Consider the following 19,790-nt stretch of genomic DNA (forward strand, 5'->3'; position numbering starts at 1 on the left):
CGCCTGGATATGTTTTCGCCCGATAGTATTTTAACGGCTCCAGTGATATCGGTATCATTCATCGCAATAACAAGATCCAGAATTGAGCCACCGGTACCTGCTCCATGGTCGTACCAAAGATTCAATCGTTGATCGACCTTAAAGCTTGGAACTTTTTCGCCACGAATAGGAGAGCAATACCACAACCAGTGTTTGTGATTATCGCGACGATCGGGATTTATACCTATTCTACTAAGGTAGCTTTCAATCGGTATTTGTTTTGCTTCTGATATATTCATTTTCTTTCTTTTTCACTGAATGTGGACAGTTTTTGGACAGCACTCTCTAGGGCCTCTGGACAGATGGACAGTAAAAATAGGGTGGTGTCCACTTGTCCGGCCTCTGTCCAGTTGCTGTCCATATGTATTTATTATTAATAATAATATATGGATATAGAGATATATAGAATTTGTTTTTTGTGGACAGCGGCCCCCGGATGTTAAAAATACCTGTACAATATGTCCATTGCGTCCATTATGTCCAGAGTGTCCACATTGTCCATTGCGTACAGAATGACCTATCTGTCCACGGTGTCCATTATGTCCAAATCTATTTTTCATTTTTTTTGATTAATACTAAGAATTATGAGTACTGTCGTTTATCCAGTTTTGTACTGCTGATTTCGAAGCACCTATCTTTTGTGCTATGGCTCTAACGGAAAGTGAAGGGTCTGTTTTTTTTAGATGAATGGCCAGCAGCCGTGGGTCTTGTTTGTCAGCAATATTTAATAATTCCAGTTCATTATTAAATCCAACAAATTCGAATCCCAGGAAGGTGTTCTTTTTTTCGATTTGAAGTTCAATAACATTAAATTGATCGTAAACCATCTCTGCACTTCTTGATGGTTTTATTTGCTTAATGTATCTGTTGCGGTTGTCGCGGGAACACTTGCCAATACAGAAAACGGAATCGGCAAAATTTGGAAGATGTTTAGATCCTGACATATCAGACATTGTAATTGGTGAGAACTCCGATTTCTTAGGTGTATGGGCCAGTACAAGGATCGATAATTGCAGTTCTTTTTTAAGAGTTGTCAAAAAACGCATGATATCGAGCGAGGCTTGTTGATCCTGTGTTGTTTGGGTGTGCAAATAAGAAATGTTATCAACGATAAGAACTGTAGCTTTTGTATTTGCGAGGTCTTCCCTGATTTGCTCAAAAAGCATTTCGGTAAATGAACGCCCTGGGAATCTGTCATAAAGTTCAGCAAAATCTACATTGTCAATAAAAAAGTTGTCAGAGAATTGATGAATATTTTCTTGGTCTGAATATCGTTTAAAAAACTGTCTGTCAGATAGCTCGTAATCATAGTAAAGTACTCTTTGTGGTTCACATTCATTTTTCAACATTGGTAAAAATGATTTGCCCCTGCTTAATCGATCTGCTATCTGAATTGCAGCAATTGATTTTCCAATACCGGTATCTGCGAAAAGGAAAGCGGTTTCGCCTTTTTGCCATATTTCGCCAACCATTGGCATAATATCCGGGAGCGATGCAGCGTCTTCATTTCGCTGGTTAGCCGTTCTTATTATTCGGGCTTCCCTGTTTTTATTAATATTAAGTCCTTTTACTTCCATGCTTATTCGGCTCGATCCATTACGGTTTTTAAACTAAATCGGATTAGCTCGGTAAGGGTGGTATTCTTTTTTTCGCAAAAATCATCCAGCTGCTTTCTTTCACTTTCCGAAAATCTAATCGTGAAGTTGGATGTCTTACGATCTTTTACAGGAACTTTAATTTTTTCTTTTTTCATAATGTATTGCATTTGTTTTTGCCAATGTTAGGACAAAAGCACATTTACAGAAAGGACAAAAAAACTGCCCCAATTATCAAGCAGTCGTAAAAACTAATCCCAAAAAGCACCCGTAGTGTTTTCCAGCTTCTCGCCTTTATATGTGAAAGTTGAAATGCGCTCGGGGTAGAGCGTAGTTCCGGTTGCCGTAAAATCGTCAGATTCAGAAATTTCAAGCGCTTTTTTAATTCGGTCGATCCTTTTTTGGGTCGCCTGCAGGAGTTCTGTTTCTCCTTCAAGTTCCGACTTTAAATAGTCCTGCAACTCATTGCGGCTATGGCCTATTTGTCCGTTCAGGTTTATTCGAACAGTTTCATCACCATTGCAGCGTTTTAGTGTTACTAATCCTACGGATTCTCTTTTCATTGTAGTTATTCTTCGTAGTCGTAATTTTGTTCGCCGGTAAGATGACGGTATAGCGATGAAATCAGCGAATCGGCGAGGTAAAATGTTTTTATATGAAACATAGTTTCTTCAGGACTATCAGCGGGAGAATCATCACTAACAGAATTTTCAATAAATTCGTCCTTAAAATCGCGCAGTCTGCTTCTTACGTAATCTACTTCTGCTGGATCGAGATTGGACATTCTTTTTACTTTCATTTCTTTTGGATTTTAATTGTTATTGCTCTTTTTGTATTCTTCCCAGGTGTCAATCACCGGGAATCCTTCTGCGGCTTCGCCTATAACGCATTCGTCCCATTCTTCCGATATTGCGGCGAAATCATCTGAGATGTTGCTAGAATTTAGTCTGCCTACTAATTCCTCTGTAGTTGATTTTTCTACATCATATTCCCCGAACGCATTTTTATTTTGCTCCGAAAATTTCTTTATTTCCTCTGTTAATTTTTCTAACCGGGCGAGAAAGTATTCCGCAAAAAATTCATTCTTTGTTTGCATTTTTGTTGGATTTTAGTCGTTACGATTCTTTTTCATCAGCCATTTTTCGGAGACTGTCAATTACTTCTGATTTGAAGTAGTAATGCGTTTTACCTGTTCCATGCCGCGGGATTAATCCAGCTCGCACCCATTTTGTGAAAGTGGGTGCTGATACGCCGGCCAGTTTAATGGCATCCGTAGTGGTTATCCGGTCGTTTTTAAAATCTGTTAAGGGATTCGAAGCTTTTCCTTTTTTTCTAAAAAGCTCTAGTCCTTCTGCAATTTGTTCTGGCGTGCCAGAAATAAGTACTGTGCTTAATTTTTTAGTCATGATTTTAATATTTAAAAATTATACACAAATATATATAAAATAAACAATAAGTGTATAAAATAGATAAATAATGTAAAAAATAGATAAGGCATGTGTGTGGTTTATCCTACAATATCTAAATTTGAAGTATGGAAAAGATACACGAAAGAATAAAACACCTTCGATCTGAAAAAAAGCTAACACAAAGTGAAATTGCAGATATAATTGGTGTAACTCGTGCTACCTATGTTTTTATAGAGAACGGAAAAACTCAAAACATATCGATTGAGGTTGGTAAGGGGATTGCCAGAGCCTTGGAGGTTCCTTTTAGTTTACTGTTCGACGTTGAAATTGCAAGTGACCAGAATCTTACTGACCGAATAGAAGGCTTAGAAAAGGAAGTGGCGAAACTTAAGTTGGAACTTGAAAAAGAAAAAAAGTATAGCAGCCTCGTAACTAAAATTAACAAGGATCTCGAAAACGAAAATTTTAAGATTATCCTTAACGGACATTTTGAAGAGATGCTTAAAATCGATAAACAGATAGATTCGTGCGATAATGAAAAAAGGAAACATACATACATGGTTAAAAAGGAGGCTGTTAAACGAGTAATTCGTGAGAATATTCATATGTCTAGAGCACATCTTTTTAAATCAGACTTTGGGCTTTTCCACGTTATGTATTCACAGGATCCTTCGATATTTAATTTAATTCAATCAACTAAAGATTCAGAAGATTTTATCGATAAGCTTACTGGTTATTGGAATGAATTTGTTTCGGTAAGTCGTGAAAGTGTAAGAGAGTTCTTTGATGAGATTCAGGGTAGCGGTGGCGGTGACCCTGATTCTGGAGTTTAACAAACCTGTTTGTTAATAAACAGATGTCCCCTGAAAAGGACAAATCACTAGCAAATTTTTTTAGACATTGATATTCAGCGATATATGTGTTGTGTGAATTGATTTTTAGGATTGTTAGCAGAAACAGGACGTCATTTTGTTTGTGTGACGATCAGATTATACTGCAGAACTGTCGTCCTGGCTCGGAATTTCACCCTCGTAAATCGGAGCTGGTCCGTCGCTAAAAGTGGTAATTTCGTAGCTTACATGTTTCAGGTCGGCCACTGCAGTTCCTGAGTCGTCGGTTGCTGCTACTTCAGCCGGGAAATACATATTACCTACCAGTCGATATCTACCTTCATGATCGCGCACTATAAAAAACATACGACGTTTTGGAAAATACCTGGCTGCTCCGAGGTTTTCTTTTGCATGATTCGGAATCACCCAGGTAAGAGTTACTTTGCTGGATCTTCCATCGCGCTCGCCCTGAAGTTCTCCCTTCAGATTCAGTTTTTCAAGCGTTCCGTACATGGCGTGCATGTATTTTCCGCTCTTCATTATGATGTTATTGGCAATTACACTTACCGATTGTAAATCGGCAGGATCTGCAGGAACATCTGGGATTACACTTGCATCGGCAATAAAACCGTAATAACCTACTGATCGTAACCCTCCAAGATTGGCCTGTCCTTCTGGATATTCAATAGCTTCATAATTCATAGCAAAACTGTTTTAAGTGTTACTTAAAGCTAATGTGAAGATCCTGGAGCTGGAAAGACAGATAAAAGGAGTTTCCACCGTTTGGTGTAAATTCGAAAATTGAATGGATCGGGAATCTTAAACTTTGAAAAATTTTCTTTTCAAATATCCCTCGTAAACACTAAAAGGGGAGGGTGTTTGAAAAGAAAATTACCTGTAAATTTTATAGTCAAGCCGCCACTGGGCGGAAGTGTTTGTATATACAAACACACATCTTGCCAACCCCTCCCCCACCGGTATTTTGCAGGGGCGTGAGAGGATGTTGTTTGAAAATAAGAGAGGGCCAATATTTGGGCATGAATAAGCGTATGGAGTTTTCTATTTCTTTTTTAGGCGTTCATCAAAAATAAAAGGTTTCTTTTCGATGATTTTAGCTTCTATGCTCAAAGGGTGAAATGGATTCATAATGTAATTAAATTCATCCTGAATGACAGCTGACGGAACTTTGAGTAATAGGAATTTTCTTTTTTTCAAAAAACGTGTTCCTGCTAGCCTTGTACTTGCTTGATGTGGAAAAGAATCCCACCCTTTTACTAATTCTATTTTTGTCAGTTCCTGTATACTGCTGTCTGGTACTTCGACCTTTAGTGAAACATAAACATCCGGGATATTGTTAATTGATTCGAACTGCATGAACTTTTCCCAGGCGGCCAATGATAGGCTTTGAGAAAGATAAACAACAGGATGACCTCTCTGACTCCATCTTCCAGAAGTAGTCATGCCTCCAATTCCGCCCAAATCTGCGTATTCTTTATAAGATATTCTGTGTAGTATCATATGTTAGGCGGAAAATCCGTGGGCGATTTCATTTAATTTGTTTTCTAAAAACATTATCCCGGATATGGTGTCTAAAAATGTTTTTGGAATTTCATTTCCAAGAGTAGGATTAGGATTCTTCATCCACTGATTAAAGCGCTCAGTATTTCCAAATATCTTAACACCTAATTCGTAGAGTCTTTTTATAAAAAGAGTGTGCTCTGCTACTTTAATGGATAATTTTTCATGCTCTTTTTTGCTTTGGATAGATCTTCCAGAAACATGCAGATAACTAGCAAACTCCTTAAATGATAAATTGGTTTGCTTTACTACTTTTTGAAAGGCTGCCTTGTCAATTCCCTTTCTTGCTTCCTGAACTGATAAAAAATCACTTGCTTCCATGATGTGAATATTTTCACACAAAGATACGAAATATTTCGCATATTCGAAATTTTTCGAATTCATTTCTTATTTAAGAAAATGGCACAAAACTTAAATAAAGAAGTTGGTAATTTTAAAATGTATTCAAAATTTTAAATAGCAACATTAGTTTTAAAATGAAGATTAAACTTTTCCCCAGGTGTTATTCATTTCCTTTGTTTTCATTTCGTCAACAATGGAAATGTATTTCCGGAGTGTTTTTTCTTCTCGAATGCCGGTTATTTCCTGCACAACCTTTTGTGTCATTCCCAGGTAAAGGCTCATGCTTATGAAAGTTTTTCTAGATACGTGGGCGGTAATAACCTCGTGTTTGAGAAAGGTTTTTTCGGTGAATTTATTACCTGAATGCGTGGAAATAGTAACCGGTGCTTTTATTTCTGCAGCTTTGCAGGCTTTTTTAATGTAGTCGTTAAACTTTTGGTTGCTTATCCTGGGGAGGATCCAAACCGGTTGATGCTTATATTTTTCAACTATTTTCTTTGATCGATCAACTAAAGGGATCCTTACCGGCTCTTTTACTTTTTTCATAGTAATTACCAGCTGATCATTAACGATCCAGTCGCGTCGTGCCCGTTGCAGATCTGAGAATCTTAAACCGGTGAGACATCCAAAACAGAAGATATCTCGCACCCGGGCCAACTTTTTATCTGTGAATTCAAAATCGTAGAGTGTTTTAAATTCGTCGATAGTAAGAATTATTGGGGTGATATCTTTTTCGGTAGCCTTATATTTTGGAATCGATCCATCAAAGTAATTTCTTTCCTGGCTCCAGCTTAGAAATCGTTTAAAGACTTTTACGGTTTGGGCGAAAGTGTTGTTTGAGTGCTTTTTTTTGCCAGAGTACTCTTTCATTTTATCGAAGAGCTGCACATCGATATTTTGAAAGGTGATGTTGTATTTCGTTTTTTCGCTAAAAGCTTGTACAAAATTGTACACAGTGTTGCGGCGGCGGTAGGTGTTATTCTCGAAATTATTTTTGGAGTATTCCACAAATTCTGAAAAAGCGTCCAATACTTTTATTTCTGGAATATTTGGTGAACGTTTGCCTTGAATGGGATCGATGCCGCTCAATATCATTTTTATTGCGTTTTCGATATCCGGGTATTTATTCAGCTGGCAGTAGTTGTCGAATGTGAGCATTAACGACTTGAGGTGCTGTATTGTGGCGTTTTTTGCTTTGTATTGTTTGTATGAGCTTTTTATTCTTTGCTTTTCATCGTCCCAGTCGTCAACGTTTACCCTCGCAATCGATTTATAGTACCGCTTTTTGTTGTAAATCACCTTAGCCATAACCGGCGACGTTCCCTTCTTCCCTTTAGATGAAGTATTAAGGTAAAAGCTTATATTTGGCATAGTTTGATTTTGTTTCTATGTCATAAATTTACAATTCTGGTAGCATTTTGGTAGTTCTTTTCAGAATAAATTTCATAAAAGCCTACAAAAAATTAATAAACAAAAATGCTGTAAAGAGCAGAATGTCAGTAATATTAGACAATTCTATAAAAGGCGGTAAAATAGTATATAATTCCCGTCGGGACTACAAAGGTCGCTGATTATCAGTGGCCTTTTGTTTTTTTAGTCAACCATGCATAAATACCGGCCTGGTATTTTGGGCCAATGCCAGCAATTCTTTTGTCTCTTCTTCTTCAATCGGGTTAAAATCCTGCATAAACTCCAGGGCTTTTAAAAAGAGCGTGTATTCTCCCGGAGGAATGGCTGCGGTTACGTTCTTCGATAAAGTGTAACGAAGTGCCTGTTTCATTATCTTCTCATCGTCGATGGGTTTGTACCAGCAATTTTTAAATATCAGGTCTTCCTTTTCTCCAAACGTAGTTAGTGCCATGGCTTTTAAAGCCAAAATTCCGATACCCTGTTTTTCGGCTTCGGCATACACCTGTGGCCCAAAGACACCGGCATTCCAGCAGGCAAAATTAATGGGGAACAGTATGGAATCGAACTCAAAATTCTTTAGTGCAAATAAAGCTGCTTTAACCGAGTGCGCCGAAAATCCAATATGTTTTATTTTTCCATCTCTTTTGGCTTTTACCAGGGTTTCCAGCGCACCGTTTTTACCAAAAACAGTTTGTACTTCTTCGTCGGTAGTTAGCTCGTGTAGCTGGTATAAATCAAAATAATCGGTCTGTAGTTTTTGCAGCGAGTTCTCCAGATCCGTTTGTGCTCCGGCAGCATCACGTTGCCGGGTTTTGCAGGCCAGAAACGAATTCTTTCGGTAGGGCTTTAGTGCGGGGCCCAAACGGTCTTCTGCATTTCCGTATTTGGGTGCCACGTCGAAATAATTTACACCTAAATCAAAAGCTTTGGCCACCAATTCGTTGGCAAATTCCTGTGGATTATCGTTAAGCATAATGCCTCCAAATCCAAGTATGGAAAGTTCTTCGTTGGTTTTGCCTAATTTTCGTTTGGGAATGGAATAATCAGTAGGGAAATCTTTGCCGAATTCTTTTATGGCGGAAATGGGTGTATTCATGCTATTGGTTTAATTTATTCGAATTGCTATCAAAGCTACAATTTTTTCTGAAGGATATAAAAAGCATTGCATTTACAAGCCTTTTGTAAAACAGACACATTAAAAGCCTGTTAAGCCGATTTCGAAGCATGAAAAATGTGAAAAAGTCTAAAAAAACAGAAAAATATTTCTCAATGTTTTGATAACTAAATACTTTTTCGTTCATTTGTAATGTCGTGCGTTCAGCACGATGTGTGTTTGGGGGTTAACATTAGTAAAAGGGCAGTTGTTGAACTGCCCTTTCTTCGTTTTTATACACACTCTTTTCGTTAAAATCTTGATTAATCATTCCTATTGTTTTTAATAATTTAAGTATTGTTAATTAGTTGTTCTGTAGTTGTTTAGATGAAAAATTATGTGCTCGAATATACGTGTTTACACTTATTTATTGTACCTTGTAAAGGTTAAACTTAATGTGCTGTATATAGACTTTAGCAAGCATTAAGAGAAACACATTCATAATAGGCCGGTTATTGAACCGGCCTTTACTTTTGAAAAAAATACCAATAAACCTTTTGTTCGATTTCAGGTTATAGATAGAAATTTTAACCTGGCAAAATGTATCGATTATTTCCCTTGCTTTTTGTGGTGCTTGTTGTGTTCGTAGCTTGTAATTCGAAAAAAGAATCAAAAACTGCAGTTGTTGATAGTAATCAGGACTTATCCTGTTGTAATGTAAATTCAAAATCGCGCTTTTTTGTACAGGCCGATTCGTCGGAGATTATTCCGCAAATTACCGGAACCGAAGGAATGGTTTTTATTGAAGGAGGCACTTTTGAAATGGGCGCTGACAACGACCAGGCCCGACCCGATGAATTTCCCAAGCACCCTGTAAAAGTGAATAGTTTTTGGATGGACGTGCATGAAGTAACCAATGCGCAATTCAAAAAATTTGTGGATGAAACCGGCTACATCACTGAAGCCGAAAAGGATATTGACTGGGAAGTGATGAAAACACAGGTCCCGCCGGGTACGGCAAAGCCACCGGCAGAAATGTTAAAAGCCGGATCGATGGTTTTTACGCCGCCGTCGCAGGCTGTTCCGCTAAACGATTATTCGCAGTGGTGGTCGTGGGTGGTTGGTGCCAACTGGAAACATCCTGAAGGGCCTGAAAGTACGATCTTTGGTCGCGAGAATCATCCGGTAGTTCATATTTGCTGGAATGATGCAGTTGCATACTGTAAATGGGCAGGAAAACGATTACCAACCGAGGCCGAGTGGGAATTTGCTGCGCGCGGCGGACTGGAAAACAATATTTATCCGTGGGGAAACGAACACATTGAAGACGGCTCGCCAAAAGCGAATTCGTGGAACGGACATTTTCCGAATATGAATACGCAAAAGGATGGTTTTTACAGCACCGCTCCTGTTGAATCGTATGCTCCGAATCCGTACAAACTTTACGATATGGCCGGAAATGTTTGGGAATGGACTGCAGATTGGTACGATATGGACTACTACAAAAGTTTGCCAACCAATAAAGTTACTGCTGATCCGAAAGGACCGGAAAAAAGTAACGATGCACGAAATCCTTACGACAAACGAAAAACTATTCGTGGCGGATCATTTTTATGTAACGACAGTTACTGCTCGAGTTACCGGGTGGCAGCGCGTATGCCCGGCGAAATTTACACCGGAATGAGCCACACCGGATTCAGGTGCGTAAAAGATGAGTAGTTAGCCTGATCAATAGATTTTTATACGCTCCTTGGTCAGGTTTTTCATCCACTGGTTTACCACAAACTCGTTTTGCTCCATCCATTTTTTAACGCCTTCAACCGGATCTTCGCTTAAACTGATTTCGTACACAAGGCTGTTTAGCTGGTTTTCAGATAGCTGCATACGCTCGAAAAAGCGAACTGCATTGGGGTGCTCTTCTTCAAGGTTTTTAGTGGCAATGGTGTAAATGTTTTCTTTCTGTCCGAAAATATTATCCGGATCATCTAAAAAACGGATGTTGTAGCGCGCAAATATCCAGTGCGGTTCCCAGCCGGTTACCACAATGTCTTTGCGTCGTTGAATGGAATCGCCAAGCTGTTCAACCATTTTTTCTTCCGAAAGTGTTAGCAGCGTTTTTGCAGGGGCATATTTGTTAATAGCTGCCTGTGCTTTTTGCATTACCCCGGCTCCGGCGTCAATTCCTACAATCGGGTGAGCATAGTTTTTCAGGTCGGCTACCGATTGTAGCTCGCTGTAAGCAGGAACAACAAGCCCGGTGCGTGCTTCGGGATAAGTAATTCCCAGCATTTCCAGGTTATCCTTATGCTTGTCGAAATATTGTTTATGCGTTTCGGGCAACCAGGCGTCGGTAAAAACGTCGGCCTCGCTGTTGGCCACTTCGCGGTAAGCTTCTTCTACATCGGTCATTTTTAGCGTAACCTTGTAGTCCATATGTTCTTCGAGCAAAACAGACGACAAGTAAGTGATGGCAACACTTTCCGACCAATCGGTGTAAACAATTTTTAGCGAACGCTCATCTTCCGGTTTGGTGCCTGTTTTACATGATGAAAATAGGGCGAGCAAGATGATCAGTGCTGATGTTTTAGAAAAATATTGTGTCATTTTCATAGTAGTTTATTGGAATAATCTTTTTAGAAAAACGATTGCTTTGCTCCTGTCGTTTACAATCAGTACCGGGATGTTTTTATCCGATTCAGCCAGCTTTTCAGATGTTGTATCGATCAGAATATCAGCCAGTCCCGATTTTAATGAGGAGCCAATTACAATCATGTCAGCACCAGTGTTCAGCGCCTTGCGGTACAAAATCTGGTCTTCTTCATTTTCGGCATCAACCGAGTACGAGAACTCAATTTCATCTGCTTCGTGTTTGTATTGTTTTTTGAATTTGGTAAACTCCTTAGTGCTGATTTTCTCCACGTATTTACTTAGTTTTTCGTCTTTTTCGAGATCAACCTGTGGGAAATAACCAACAGGCAATTTGTGGGTATGATGACAAGCCACATTTGCACCGGTTAGTTCTTTTAAGCGGAAAGCCATTTGCAGGGCCATTTCGCTGGCTTTTGAAAAATCCATTCGCACCAAAAGGTTTTCAATGCGATCGTGAACAGATTCGGATACCAGCAATACCGACGATGGCATAATGCCAATTACTTTTCGTACCACACTTCCGTTTCCTTCATAACCCATTTTCTTGCCCATCAAAGTCAGGGTGGTATGGTTTTCTTGTGCATACTTCACAATGCTTTCCATTGTGTAGCCTTCTTTAACTACCACCTTCACCTGTACATCGGAAGTAGGATTGCATTGCTCGTTTATTTTTTCCTGCAGTTCCTCGCGGATAATTTCAGGCACGGGCTCGTCCAGTTCCGGATAAGCTTCAAGTATTTCTTTCGGAATATCGTAAGGGCGCATTACATGCAGGAATGTTATACTATCCGGTTTAATTTTATTCACCAGAAGTCCGGCATAACGAATAAGCGAATCGTCCATCTCGGTAAGGTCGAGGCACACCAGAATGTGATTTAATCGATACATGTTTATACTTTTTAAAGGGTTATGAATTGTCTTTATTCTCTTGTGGTTTTGGCACCGATTGCGTTTTGCCGCGTTTTTGCAACATTTTCGAAATCGTATCCAGGTATTCTTTGTGTTCTTTTTCGCGTTTAACTTCCATTAAATCGCGGTGTTCGGCACGTAATCCTTTTAACAGGCTCCAAACCAAAAACAACAGTATAATGGCAAATGGCAAGCCGGTTGATATTGCTGCTGTTTGCAAAGCTCCCAGTCCGCCGCCAACTAATAACACTGCCGCAACTGCTCCCTCGGTTAATGCCCAAAAAATACGTTGAGGAACCGGAGCATCCAGTTTTCCGCCGGCTGTTAATGAGTCGACTACCAATGAACCCGAGTCGGACGAGGTAATAAAAAAGCTGGTTACCAAAATCACTCCAACCGTTGAAGTTACGGTTGATATTGGAAATTGTTCCAGCAAAACATACAACGATGTGGCAACATTATCGGTTACAGCACCGGCAACATCGGCTATCGAGTTCAGCTCGAGGAACATGGCGCTTCCACCAAATGTCGACAGCCACAAAAAGGTAATGAGTGTGGGTACGATCAACACGCCCAAAACAAACTCCTTTAATGTGCGACCTCGCGAAATACGGGCGATAAACATTCCAACAAATGGCGACCAGCTAATCCACCACGCCCAGTAGAAAACGGTCCAGTCGTTTTGCCAGTCCGATTGTTGGTAGGTTTCAGTCCAGGTCGACAGTTCAAAAAACTTCTGAACGTATCCTCCAAGGTTCTGGATAAACGAATCGAAAATAAAAAGTGTTGGTCCTACAATTATCATGAACAGCAGAAATACCGCTGCAATGATCATGTTCAGCTCACTTAAACGTTTTACACCGCCACTCAGTCCGGCAACTACCGAACCAGTTGCGGCAAAAGTGATGACGGTGATAAGAATAACCTGCGAGGTAATGGTGTCGGGCATGTTAAAGAGGTGGGCCAACCCGGCACTTACCTGCTGCACGCCCATTCCGAGCGATGTTGCCAAACCAAAAAGTGTGGCAACCACAGCCAGTACATTAATTGCTTTTCCCCACGGGCCATAGATTTTTCTTCCTAAAAGCGGGTAAAAAATGGAACTGATGGTAAGTGGTAATTTTTTGTTGAAAGTAAAAAATGCCAGCGCCATTCCTACCAAAGCGTAAATTCCCCAGGCGTGCAATCCCCAGTGTAGAAAGGTAATTTCGAGCGACATGCGGGCAGCTTCCACTGTTCGGCCTTCGCCGCTTGGCGGATGAATAAAGTGGTTGATGGGTTCGCCAACACTCCAGAATAAAATACCAATTCCCATACCCGCACTAAAAAGCATGGCAAACCAAGCTCCTTTCGAGAATTCGGGTTTTGCCTTGGCGCCACCCAGTCTTATTTTTCCGAACTTGCTAAAAGCGATAAACAAAACAAAAAAGAGGAATATATTTACGGAGATCACAAAAAACCAGCCGCCATAATCCGATATTGAGGTTTGAATAGTGGAGAAGACTTTGTTCATGGGTTGCCCAACAATTAGTGTAACCGCAATAAAAAGAACGATTAATATTGCGGCAGGCCAAAAAACAGGGCCGTCTACATCAAAATATTTGTTGTTGCTTACCAGGTGTGCTTCCCCTTTGTGAGGAACATTTTCTTTTTTTGCCATAATCTTTTTTTAAGTGATATATGCCTGATCAATAGATTGTTTTATGTCGTTTTTCTTTTTCGATACCTATTTTATGTATAAGACTTTTAAAGTTTGATTTTGAGAAAATTTTATTTCGACGAATAAAAAAGATAGCCACTCAAAAACTCCTGAAATAAAAGTCTGTGATGAGGAGAGTACCATTTTTTTTGCAGAAATCCAAAAAATAAATTCGTGACTTCGCATAATTATTCCGAACTTTTGGAATTATAATCAAATTTTAAATACTTAAATAAAACAGAATGAATCGCAGATACTTCTTCTTTTTTCTGACCGTAATACTCTTAACGCAGTGTACTGTTTCACCAGAGGAAACTACAAAACCGCCGGTACTTTCGTTGTGGAATGATGGCCTTGTGAAAGAATCGATAACAAAATTTATATCGGATGTTACCGATGAAAGTTCAGTCAATTATGTTCCGGTTGAGGACCGTATCGCAGTTTTTGATAACGACGGAACGCTGTGGTGCGAAAAACCACTGTATATACCGGTAGAACTGGAGTTGGCCTATGTAAAAAACGAGTATCCCAATCGTCCGGAGTGGGAAGAAGATAAATTCTTCAGCGGACTGGCCGGTGATAATCTTTCGGTTTTAAATGATTACAGTACGGTAGAAATTATCAGTAAAATTTTTAGCGCTCAATCAGGAATGAAAGAGGAAGACTATAAAGACTTTTGCTACAAAACACTCTCTGAAGTTCAACACCGAAAATATAACCGGCCTTTAAAAGAACTGACCTACTCGCCAATGGTTCAGCTGGTTCATTACCTGCAGGCGAACGATTTTGATGTGTACATTGTTACCGGTGGCGAAATCACTTCGGTGCGCACTATTTCCGAAGAGATATACAACATCCCGAAAGAAAATGTGGTGGGCAGCAGTGTTTTGCTAAAGTATGTTTCGGATGAAAACGGAACTTATTTGGTGCGCACGGCTCAAATAAATTCGAACAACGATAAAGCGGTGAAACCAACCAATATTGAATTGCACATTGGCCGCAAACCCATTTTTGCAGCAGGCAACAGCGATGGTGATTACCAAATGATGGAATACACGCTTTCGGGCAACGGACCATCGATGGCTATTTTGGTACATCACGACGATGAAACACGTGAATACAGCTACATGCACGGCACCGAAAATGCGGTGAACGATGCTGCTGAAAAAGGCTGGCATGTGGTAAGTATGAAAGATGATTTTAAGGAGATTTTTAGCACGAACTAGTTTAGCACATTCCGGTTAAAACTTTATGTTAGTCTGAAATATTTTTCCGAACTTACTACTCCTATGAAACGCAAGTACACAACAATTACAAATATCAAATGAAACGAAAAGTTAAAGTAATCTCCACAATTATTGTTTCGGCAATAGTGTTAATGGCTTGTAATTCAGTCATTACCTTTCCCCCGGTGTCGCAAACACCTACGAACAACCATAACCAGGGGCAGTTTGTTTGGCACGATTTGGCCTCTTACGATCCGCTGACAGCAAAGGATTTTTACGCTGATGTTTTTGGCTGGGAGTTTGAAACACTGGGCGCCGGCGAGAACGTTTATTACGTTATAAAAAACGATGGAGTTGCCATTGGCGGCCTGTTTAAATTAGCCGATGAATATGGTAAAGCAGCCGAGTGGATCGGTTCAATGTCGGTTCCGGATGTTGATGCTGCACTGCAATATAATCTGGCAGCAGGCGGTAAAACTATTTTCAAAAAAGCAGCTTTTAAAGGTCGTGGCGAAACCGCTTTGGCGCAAGATCCGCAAGGCGCATTCGTAGCCTTTCTGAATTCGGAAAGTGGAGATCCGATACCTCAGCGTGCCGGATTCATAAAAATGAACTCGTGGCTTTGGAACGAGCTTTGGTCAAACGATATGGAAGGGTCGATGGATTTTTACAAAGGACTTGCTAATTACGAAACGGAAGAAGTTAAAGGATCGAAAGTCCCCTACTTTTTGTTTAAGCAGGATAACAACACTTTTTCGGGAGTTATTGGCAACCCGGTTGAAGGTGCCAGAAGTGCATGGATGCCTTACATAAAAGTGAAAGATGTGAATGTTACTTTAGAAAAAGCAAAAGCTGCCGGAGCTCATGTAATGTTGGAGCCAACTCAATCGATCCGAAAGGGAACGGTGGCCGTTTTAATGGATCCAACGGGAGCACAGTTTACAATACAACAATGGATTTTAAGATAAGCGTCATGAAGAGAAAAATAAAAATAGTAATCGTTTTAGTGATTTTGGCAACCGGATTTGCCGTGTCTGCCTGTTCGAATATGCGTTGGGGAGCCAATGCCGGTGTCGATGTTCGCTTTGGCCCCAATGGCCCGCGACTTGATCCGCATGTAAACCTCGATCTGTATAGTGGTGGAAGGTTATAATTGTCAGAAAATTAAATTCATAAGAAAATGAGATACACGATATTTTTTGCAATGATATTGTTATTAGCTAGCTGTAATCAAAGCGAGAAAGCAGCAATTTACTGGGTGAACAGTTATCGGGTTGATTGTGTTGGCGTTGGCCCAATGAAATGTTTGTTGGTTCAAAAAGCAGAAACTCCGGAAGCCGGAAAGTGGACCAATTTCTATTCAAAAATTGAAGGATTTGAGTATGAACCCGGTTTTATTTACAAGCTAAAAGTAAAAGAAGAGCAGCTGGAAAATGTTCCTGCCGATGCCTCGTCGATTAAATATATTTTGGTGGAAGTGCTGGAGAAAAAAGAAGACACCAAACTCGCTTTGGATGGAAGCTGGGAGGCGCTTAAAATTAATGGTTCGGTGATTAAATTACCCCGAATGCGTGGGGCCGGATTACTTCCAAATTTGCAGATAAATATTCGCGACATGCAAATTAACGGGATTGATAACTGCAACAATTTTACCGGTCAGATTACTGAAATAGATGAAAGTACAATCGAATTAGGAGCCATTGCCGGTACACAGAAAATGTGTCCTGACATGAGCATCTCAAAAGCGTTTAACGAGGCTCTACTTGCGGTAAAAAAATATGAGTTGAGAGAAAACAACCTGGTATTTACCGACGAAGCAGGCACTGAGTTGCTGGAGTTTACCAAAGCTACCGAAGCAAAAGTTTTGCTGAATGACATTTGGGTAGCCGAAATTGTTGACGGCGCGGCAGTCACCGATGCAAGCGCAGCACCACGACTTGAAATTAACAGTTCGGAAATGAAGGCAATGGGAAGCGATGGGTGCAATAATTTTACAGGTTCAATAACAACATTAACCAACAACGAGCTGGTATTTGGCCCGCTGGCCGGCACCCGAAAAATGTGTCCGGATATGACCTTTGCCGACAAATTTAATAAAGTAATTCCGCAGGTCAGGAGTTATAAAATTGCCAACCTCAAACTTACGTTGCTGGACGAAAAAGGCGAAGTTTTGGCCGTTATGAAAAAAGTGGATTAAAACCCTGAATAATGAAAAGGATAGTTGTTGCGTTGATTTTGGTTTTAAGTGTAAGTATTGTTTTTGCTGAAACCAAGGAGAAAAAAGAGAAGAAGGAAAAATCAGAAAAGAATTTGTCGATAGTTCCCTTACCGGCCATTGCTTACAACCCAAGTAACGGATGGTTGCTGGGGGTTGCTCCGGGAGCCAGCTGGTTTATGGGAAACCCTGAAAACACTAGCATTTCATCGGGTTTGGGAACTTTGATTTATACCACAAAAAAGCAGTTTTTGTTTACTGCCAAAACCAATATTTTCCTCGATGGCGACAGTTGGAACCTTATGGGCGACTGGCGTTATTTTGTTACCTCGCAACCTACATTTGGTTTAGGAACCGGGCCACAATCGGGGAAACCCGTGGGAACCGGCATTGAATACGCCGACGGTTTGTTTAGCAGTACGATTCCTGACGCTCAGATGATGGATTTTAATTACCTGCGCTTTCACGAAACCGTTTTAAAACGTATGGGCGATACACGTTACTTTTTGGGCGTTGGTTACCATCTCGATATGCACTCAAAAATTGAAGACAACCTGTTAGACCTTGAAGCCGAGCAGCCTGTAATTACAAGTCACTACGCGTATCAAACCATAAGTGGATTACCAACTGATAAGTACACACTTTCGGGTATTTCCTTAAATGCCTTGCTCGACAGCCGCGATAATGCGGTAAATCCTTACAGCGGACGTTATGCCTTTGCCAATATCCGAATTAATCCGAAGTTTTTGGGAAGCACAAAAAGTTCGTCGTTGTTGTGGCTCGAATACCGCGATTATCTTCACCTCGACCAGAACAGGCCACGGCATTTGATCGGATTCTGGACCTATGGTTCGTTTGTAACCTCGGGCAAGGTGCCTTATCTTGATCTGCCTGCCGTTGGGTGGGATCAGTTCGGGCGTTCGGGGCGCGCTTATACGCAAGGGCGCTTTCGTGGAGAGGATTTGATGTATGGCGAAGTGGAATACCGTTTTCCATTGCAAAAAACGAAAGAAACATTTGGAGGAGTGGTTTTTGTTAACTCAACAACCGCCAGCAATCGTAATGCCGATATCAACCTGTTTAAATACCTTGATTATGGTTATGGAGCCGGTTTGCGGGTGATGGTAAACAAAAAATCGCGCGCCAACCTCAGCATCGATTATGCTTTTGGAAAATACGGTGCCCGTGGATTCTATTTTGGAATAAACGAAGTGTTCTAAAAACGCCAAACTCCGGTTAATTCTAAATGTATTCCTGAAGCAGAATGGTTATGATAAAATCTCGAAGCGTTTTAATTCTTTTACTCATTTGGGCTGGCCTTGCACAAACGAGTTATGGCCAATATTCCCAGTTGCAGAAACGCGATTCGGTGGCTGTCAGCTACCCCTATAAATTTCCGATTTTAGGTAGTAAAGCCTACGAGCGGGGTTTTAATATTCCGTATCCGGCGGGAGGAATGCTCAACTATTTTGTCGCCAAACAAGATGTTGAAATTCCTGAAATAGCCATTGGTTTCAACAACAGCGAAATGCTTGACCTGACCGAATTATTGGAATTTGGTACCGTTAATGCACAGGCCACATCGGTTAACGTTCGTCCTGATTTGTGGGTTTTTCCCTTTTTTAATGTGTATGGAATTTTCGGAAAAGCCTGGGCGCAAACCGAAGTGGAATTAACCTATCCGATAACCTTAAAAGCAGTCTCTAAACTTGAAGGAACAAGCCTCGGATTTGGAGTGACCGGTGCTGGTGGTTTAGGAAAATATTTCTTTGTGGTGGACGGGAACTGGATTTGGACGAGCATGTCGAATTTTGAAGCTCCGGTGCGTTCCTACACCTTTTCCGGCCGACTGGGGCGTGCCTTTCGTGTGGGGAAAAATCCGGATTCGAACATCGCCCCATGGATTGGTGGAATGCGCATAAAAATGGGAGGAGTTACCGAAGGTGCAATTTTGTTGAATGATATTTTGCCTGAAGAAACATGGGTGCGTCGAGATGAAATTGTAAACAATTATAGGAACTGGTACGACAATGAAGCAACACTGCCTCAGAAGATTCTTGCAGACCAGGTGTTAACTCCAATTGTTGATCGATTGGAGGCTGCCGATGGTTCGGGAGTGATTAAATACCGGCTTCGGAAAGAACCGAAACAGAAATGGAATGTTATTATTGGTGGGCAATATCAGTTGAATAAACACCATCAGTTCAGGGCCGAAGGCGGAATTATTGGTAACCGAAAGTCGTTGTTGCTTTCGTATAATTACCGTTTTGGATTTTAGTAAAGTTTGAATGTGGATTAAAGAACATGATTTTGTAAATTGTAGAACCGTATTGAAAATTGTATAACCAAAACATATATTAAAATGGGAAAAAAAGTAGTATTTATATTGGCGATTGTTATGGCTTTTGCCGTTCAATCGATGGCGCAACCCGGCGACGACTGGATTAAACTTGGAGAAAAAAATGTGGCTTTTAAAGCTGATAAAGACAAAGTTACCTTAACCGGAAAAGAGCGTAATGTTTCTAAAATTAAGCTTACCTGTGTTCAGGGGGCGGTAAAAATCAAAAAGATTCATGTAAAAATGTCGGATGGCGAAAAGAAAGAAATCGACCCGGCTGCCGGAGTACTTAATAAAGGAATGTCGACCATGAATTTTGATTTGCCCGGAAAAGACAACAAGCTTACCGAGCTTGAACTGGAATACGATTCAATGGGAACCATCGTAACCAATAAGCGTGCAAAAGTAGAGATTTGGGGCAAAAAACGTAAGGACAGCGACAAAAAGGATAAGTAATT

24 protein-coding genes are annotated in these 19,790 nt (G+C 40.4%); 9 read left to right on the plus strand and 15 right to left on the minus strand.

What is annotated here, in order from left to right:
- The 7 genes from QZ576_RS12215 to QZ576_RS12245 all read right to left on the minus strand — a co-directional run.
- The coding region (locus QZ576_RS12215) for a CHC2 zinc finger domain-containing protein (protein ID WP_297097543.1) at positions 1 to 278 on the minus strand (278 nt) is incomplete at its 3' end.
- Positions 279 to 614: 336 nt separating this feature from the next.
- Complete coding sequence (locus QZ576_RS12220) at positions 615 to 1,616, minus strand: AAA family ATPase (protein ID WP_297097545.1); 1,002 nt, start codon at positions 1,614 to 1,616, stop codon at positions 615 to 617.
- A gap of 2 nt (positions 1,617 to 1,618) precedes the next feature.
- Positions 1,619 to 1,792, minus strand: coding sequence for a hypothetical protein (locus QZ576_RS12225; protein WP_297097547.1), 174 nt, complete (start codon positions 1,790 to 1,792; stop codon positions 1,619 to 1,621).
- Positions 1,793 to 1,885: 93 nt separating this feature from the next.
- Positions 1,886 to 2,197: a hypothetical protein gene (locus QZ576_RS12230; RefSeq protein ID WP_297097549.1), complete on the minus strand. Its 312-nt coding sequence runs from the start codon at positions 2,195 to 2,197 to the stop codon at positions 1,886 to 1,888.
- Between the two features lie 5 nt (positions 2,198 to 2,202).
- Positions 2,203 to 2,433: a hypothetical protein gene (locus QZ576_RS12235; protein WP_297097551.1), complete on the minus strand. Its 231-nt coding sequence runs from the start codon at positions 2,431 to 2,433 to the stop codon at positions 2,203 to 2,205.
- 12 nt (positions 2,434 to 2,445) lie between these two features.
- Positions 2,446 to 2,730, minus strand: coding sequence for a hypothetical protein (locus QZ576_RS12240; protein WP_297097553.1), 285 nt, complete (start codon positions 2,728 to 2,730; stop codon positions 2,446 to 2,448).
- Positions 2,731 to 2,749: 19 nt separating this feature from the next.
- A complete protein-coding gene (locus QZ576_RS12245; RefSeq protein WP_297097555.1) occupies positions 2,750 to 3,040 on the minus strand; it encodes a helix-turn-helix domain-containing protein in 291 nt (96 codons plus the stop codon).
- A gap of 128 nt (positions 3,041 to 3,168) precedes the next feature.
- Here QZ576_RS12245 and QZ576_RS12250 point away from each other — a divergent pair, with 128 nt between their 5' ends.
- Positions 3,169 to 3,876 (plus strand): helix-turn-helix transcriptional regulator, encoded by a 708-nt coding sequence (locus QZ576_RS12250; RefSeq protein ID WP_297097557.1) that lies wholly within the window; start codon positions 3,169 to 3,171, stop codon positions 3,874 to 3,876.
- Between the two features lie 156 nt (positions 3,877 to 4,032).
- Here QZ576_RS12250 and QZ576_RS12255 read toward each other — a convergent pair whose 3' ends face one another.
- From QZ576_RS12255 to QZ576_RS12275, 5 genes are all read right to left on the minus strand, one after another.
- Positions 4,033 to 4,575 (minus strand): hypothetical protein, encoded by a 543-nt coding sequence (locus QZ576_RS12255; protein ID WP_297097559.1) that lies wholly within the window; start codon positions 4,573 to 4,575, stop codon positions 4,033 to 4,035.
- Between the two features lie 357 nt (positions 4,576 to 4,932).
- Positions 4,933 to 5,391, minus strand: coding sequence for an RES family NAD+ phosphorylase (locus tag QZ576_RS12260; protein ID WP_297097561.1), 459 nt, complete (start codon positions 5,389 to 5,391; stop codon positions 4,933 to 4,935).
- Positions 5,392 to 5,394: 3 nt separating this feature from the next.
- Positions 5,395 to 5,772 (minus strand): antitoxin Xre/MbcA/ParS toxin-binding domain-containing protein, encoded by a 378-nt coding sequence (locus QZ576_RS12265; RefSeq protein WP_297097563.1) that lies wholly within the window; start codon positions 5,770 to 5,772, stop codon positions 5,395 to 5,397.
- A 162-nt stretch (positions 5,773 to 5,934) separates the two neighbouring features.
- Positions 5,935 to 7,164, minus strand: a complete 1,230-nt coding sequence (locus QZ576_RS12270; RefSeq protein ID WP_297097565.1) for a site-specific integrase — start codon at positions 7,162 to 7,164, stop codon at positions 5,935 to 5,937.
- 226 nt (positions 7,165 to 7,390) lie between these two features.
- Entirely contained in the window at positions 7,391 to 8,299 is a 909-nt protein-coding gene (locus tag QZ576_RS12275; protein ID WP_297097566.1) for an aldo/keto reductase, read from the minus strand.
- Positions 8,300 to 8,896: 597 nt separating this feature from the next.
- Here QZ576_RS12275 and QZ576_RS12280 point away from each other — a divergent pair.
- Positions 8,897 to 10,015, plus strand: coding sequence for a formylglycine-generating enzyme family protein (locus QZ576_RS12280; RefSeq protein WP_297097568.1), 1,119 nt, complete (start codon positions 8,897 to 8,899; stop codon positions 10,013 to 10,015).
- 9 nt (positions 10,016 to 10,024) lie between these two features.
- On the opposite strand, the gene QZ576_RS12285 is transcribed toward QZ576_RS12280, so the two are convergent.
- The 3 genes from QZ576_RS12285 to QZ576_RS12295 are packed head-to-tail and all read right to left on the minus strand — an operon-like array spanning position 10,025 to position 13,514.
- A complete protein-coding gene (locus QZ576_RS12285) occupies positions 10,025 to 10,900 on the minus strand; it encodes a glycine betaine ABC transporter substrate-binding protein (RefSeq protein ID WP_297097570.1) in 876 nt (291 codons plus the stop codon).
- A gap of 12 nt (positions 10,901 to 10,912) precedes the next feature.
- On the minus strand, positions 10,913 to 11,833 hold the full coding sequence (locus tag QZ576_RS12290) for a universal stress protein (protein ID WP_297097572.1): 921 nt from the start codon (positions 11,831 to 11,833) through the stop codon (positions 10,913 to 10,915).
- Positions 11,834 to 11,852: 19 nt separating this feature from the next.
- Positions 11,853 to 13,514: a BCCT family transporter gene (locus tag QZ576_RS12295; protein WP_297097574.1), complete on the minus strand. Its 1,662-nt coding sequence runs from the start codon at positions 13,512 to 13,514 to the stop codon at positions 11,853 to 11,855.
- 281 nt (positions 13,515 to 13,795) lie between these two features.
- Between QZ576_RS12295 and QZ576_RS12300 the strand changes: the two genes are divergently transcribed.
- The 7 genes from QZ576_RS12300 to QZ576_RS12330 all read left to right on the plus strand — a co-directional run bounded on the left by QZ576_RS12300 (position 13,796) and on the right by QZ576_RS12330 (position 19,788).
- A complete protein-coding gene (locus QZ576_RS12300; RefSeq protein WP_297097576.1) occupies positions 13,796 to 14,779 on the plus strand; it encodes an HAD family hydrolase in 984 nt (327 codons plus the stop codon).
- 98 nt (positions 14,780 to 14,877) lie between these two features.
- Positions 14,878 to 15,747, plus strand: a complete 870-nt coding sequence (locus QZ576_RS12305; RefSeq protein WP_297097579.1) for a VOC family protein — start codon at positions 14,878 to 14,880, stop codon at positions 15,745 to 15,747.
- Positions 15,748 to 15,752: 5 nt separating this feature from the next.
- On the plus strand, positions 15,753 to 15,932 hold the full coding sequence (locus QZ576_RS12310; protein WP_297097581.1) for a hypothetical protein: 180 nt from the start codon (positions 15,753 to 15,755) through the stop codon (positions 15,930 to 15,932).
- 27 nt (positions 15,933 to 15,959) lie between these two features.
- The gene (locus tag QZ576_RS12315) at positions 15,960 to 16,976 is read left to right on the plus strand and encodes an META domain-containing protein (RefSeq protein ID WP_297097583.1); all 1,017 of its coding nucleotides are present in this window, start codon (positions 15,960 to 15,962) and stop codon (positions 16,974 to 16,976) included.
- An 11-nt stretch (positions 16,977 to 16,987) separates the two neighbouring features.
- Positions 16,988 to 18,214, plus strand: a complete 1,227-nt coding sequence (locus QZ576_RS12320) for a BamA/TamA family outer membrane protein (RefSeq protein WP_297097585.1) — start codon at positions 16,988 to 16,990, stop codon at positions 18,212 to 18,214.
- Positions 18,215 to 18,264: 50 nt separating this feature from the next.
- Positions 18,265 to 19,272 carry a hypothetical protein gene (locus tag QZ576_RS12325; RefSeq protein ID WP_297097586.1) on the plus strand — a complete coding sequence of 336 codons (1,008 nt, stop codon included), beginning with the start codon at positions 18,265 to 18,267 and terminating at the stop codon, positions 19,270 to 19,272.
- A gap of 84 nt (positions 19,273 to 19,356) precedes the next feature.
- A complete protein-coding gene (locus tag QZ576_RS12330) occupies positions 19,357 to 19,788 on the plus strand; it encodes a hypothetical protein (RefSeq protein WP_297097588.1) in 432 nt (143 codons plus the stop codon).
- The last annotated feature ends 2 nt before the right edge of the window (positions 19,789 to 19,790 follow it).

It is taken from the genome of uncultured Draconibacterium sp., assembly GCF_913060805.1.
GTDB lineage: Bacteria > Bacteroidota > Bacteroidia > Bacteroidales > Prolixibacteraceae > Draconibacterium.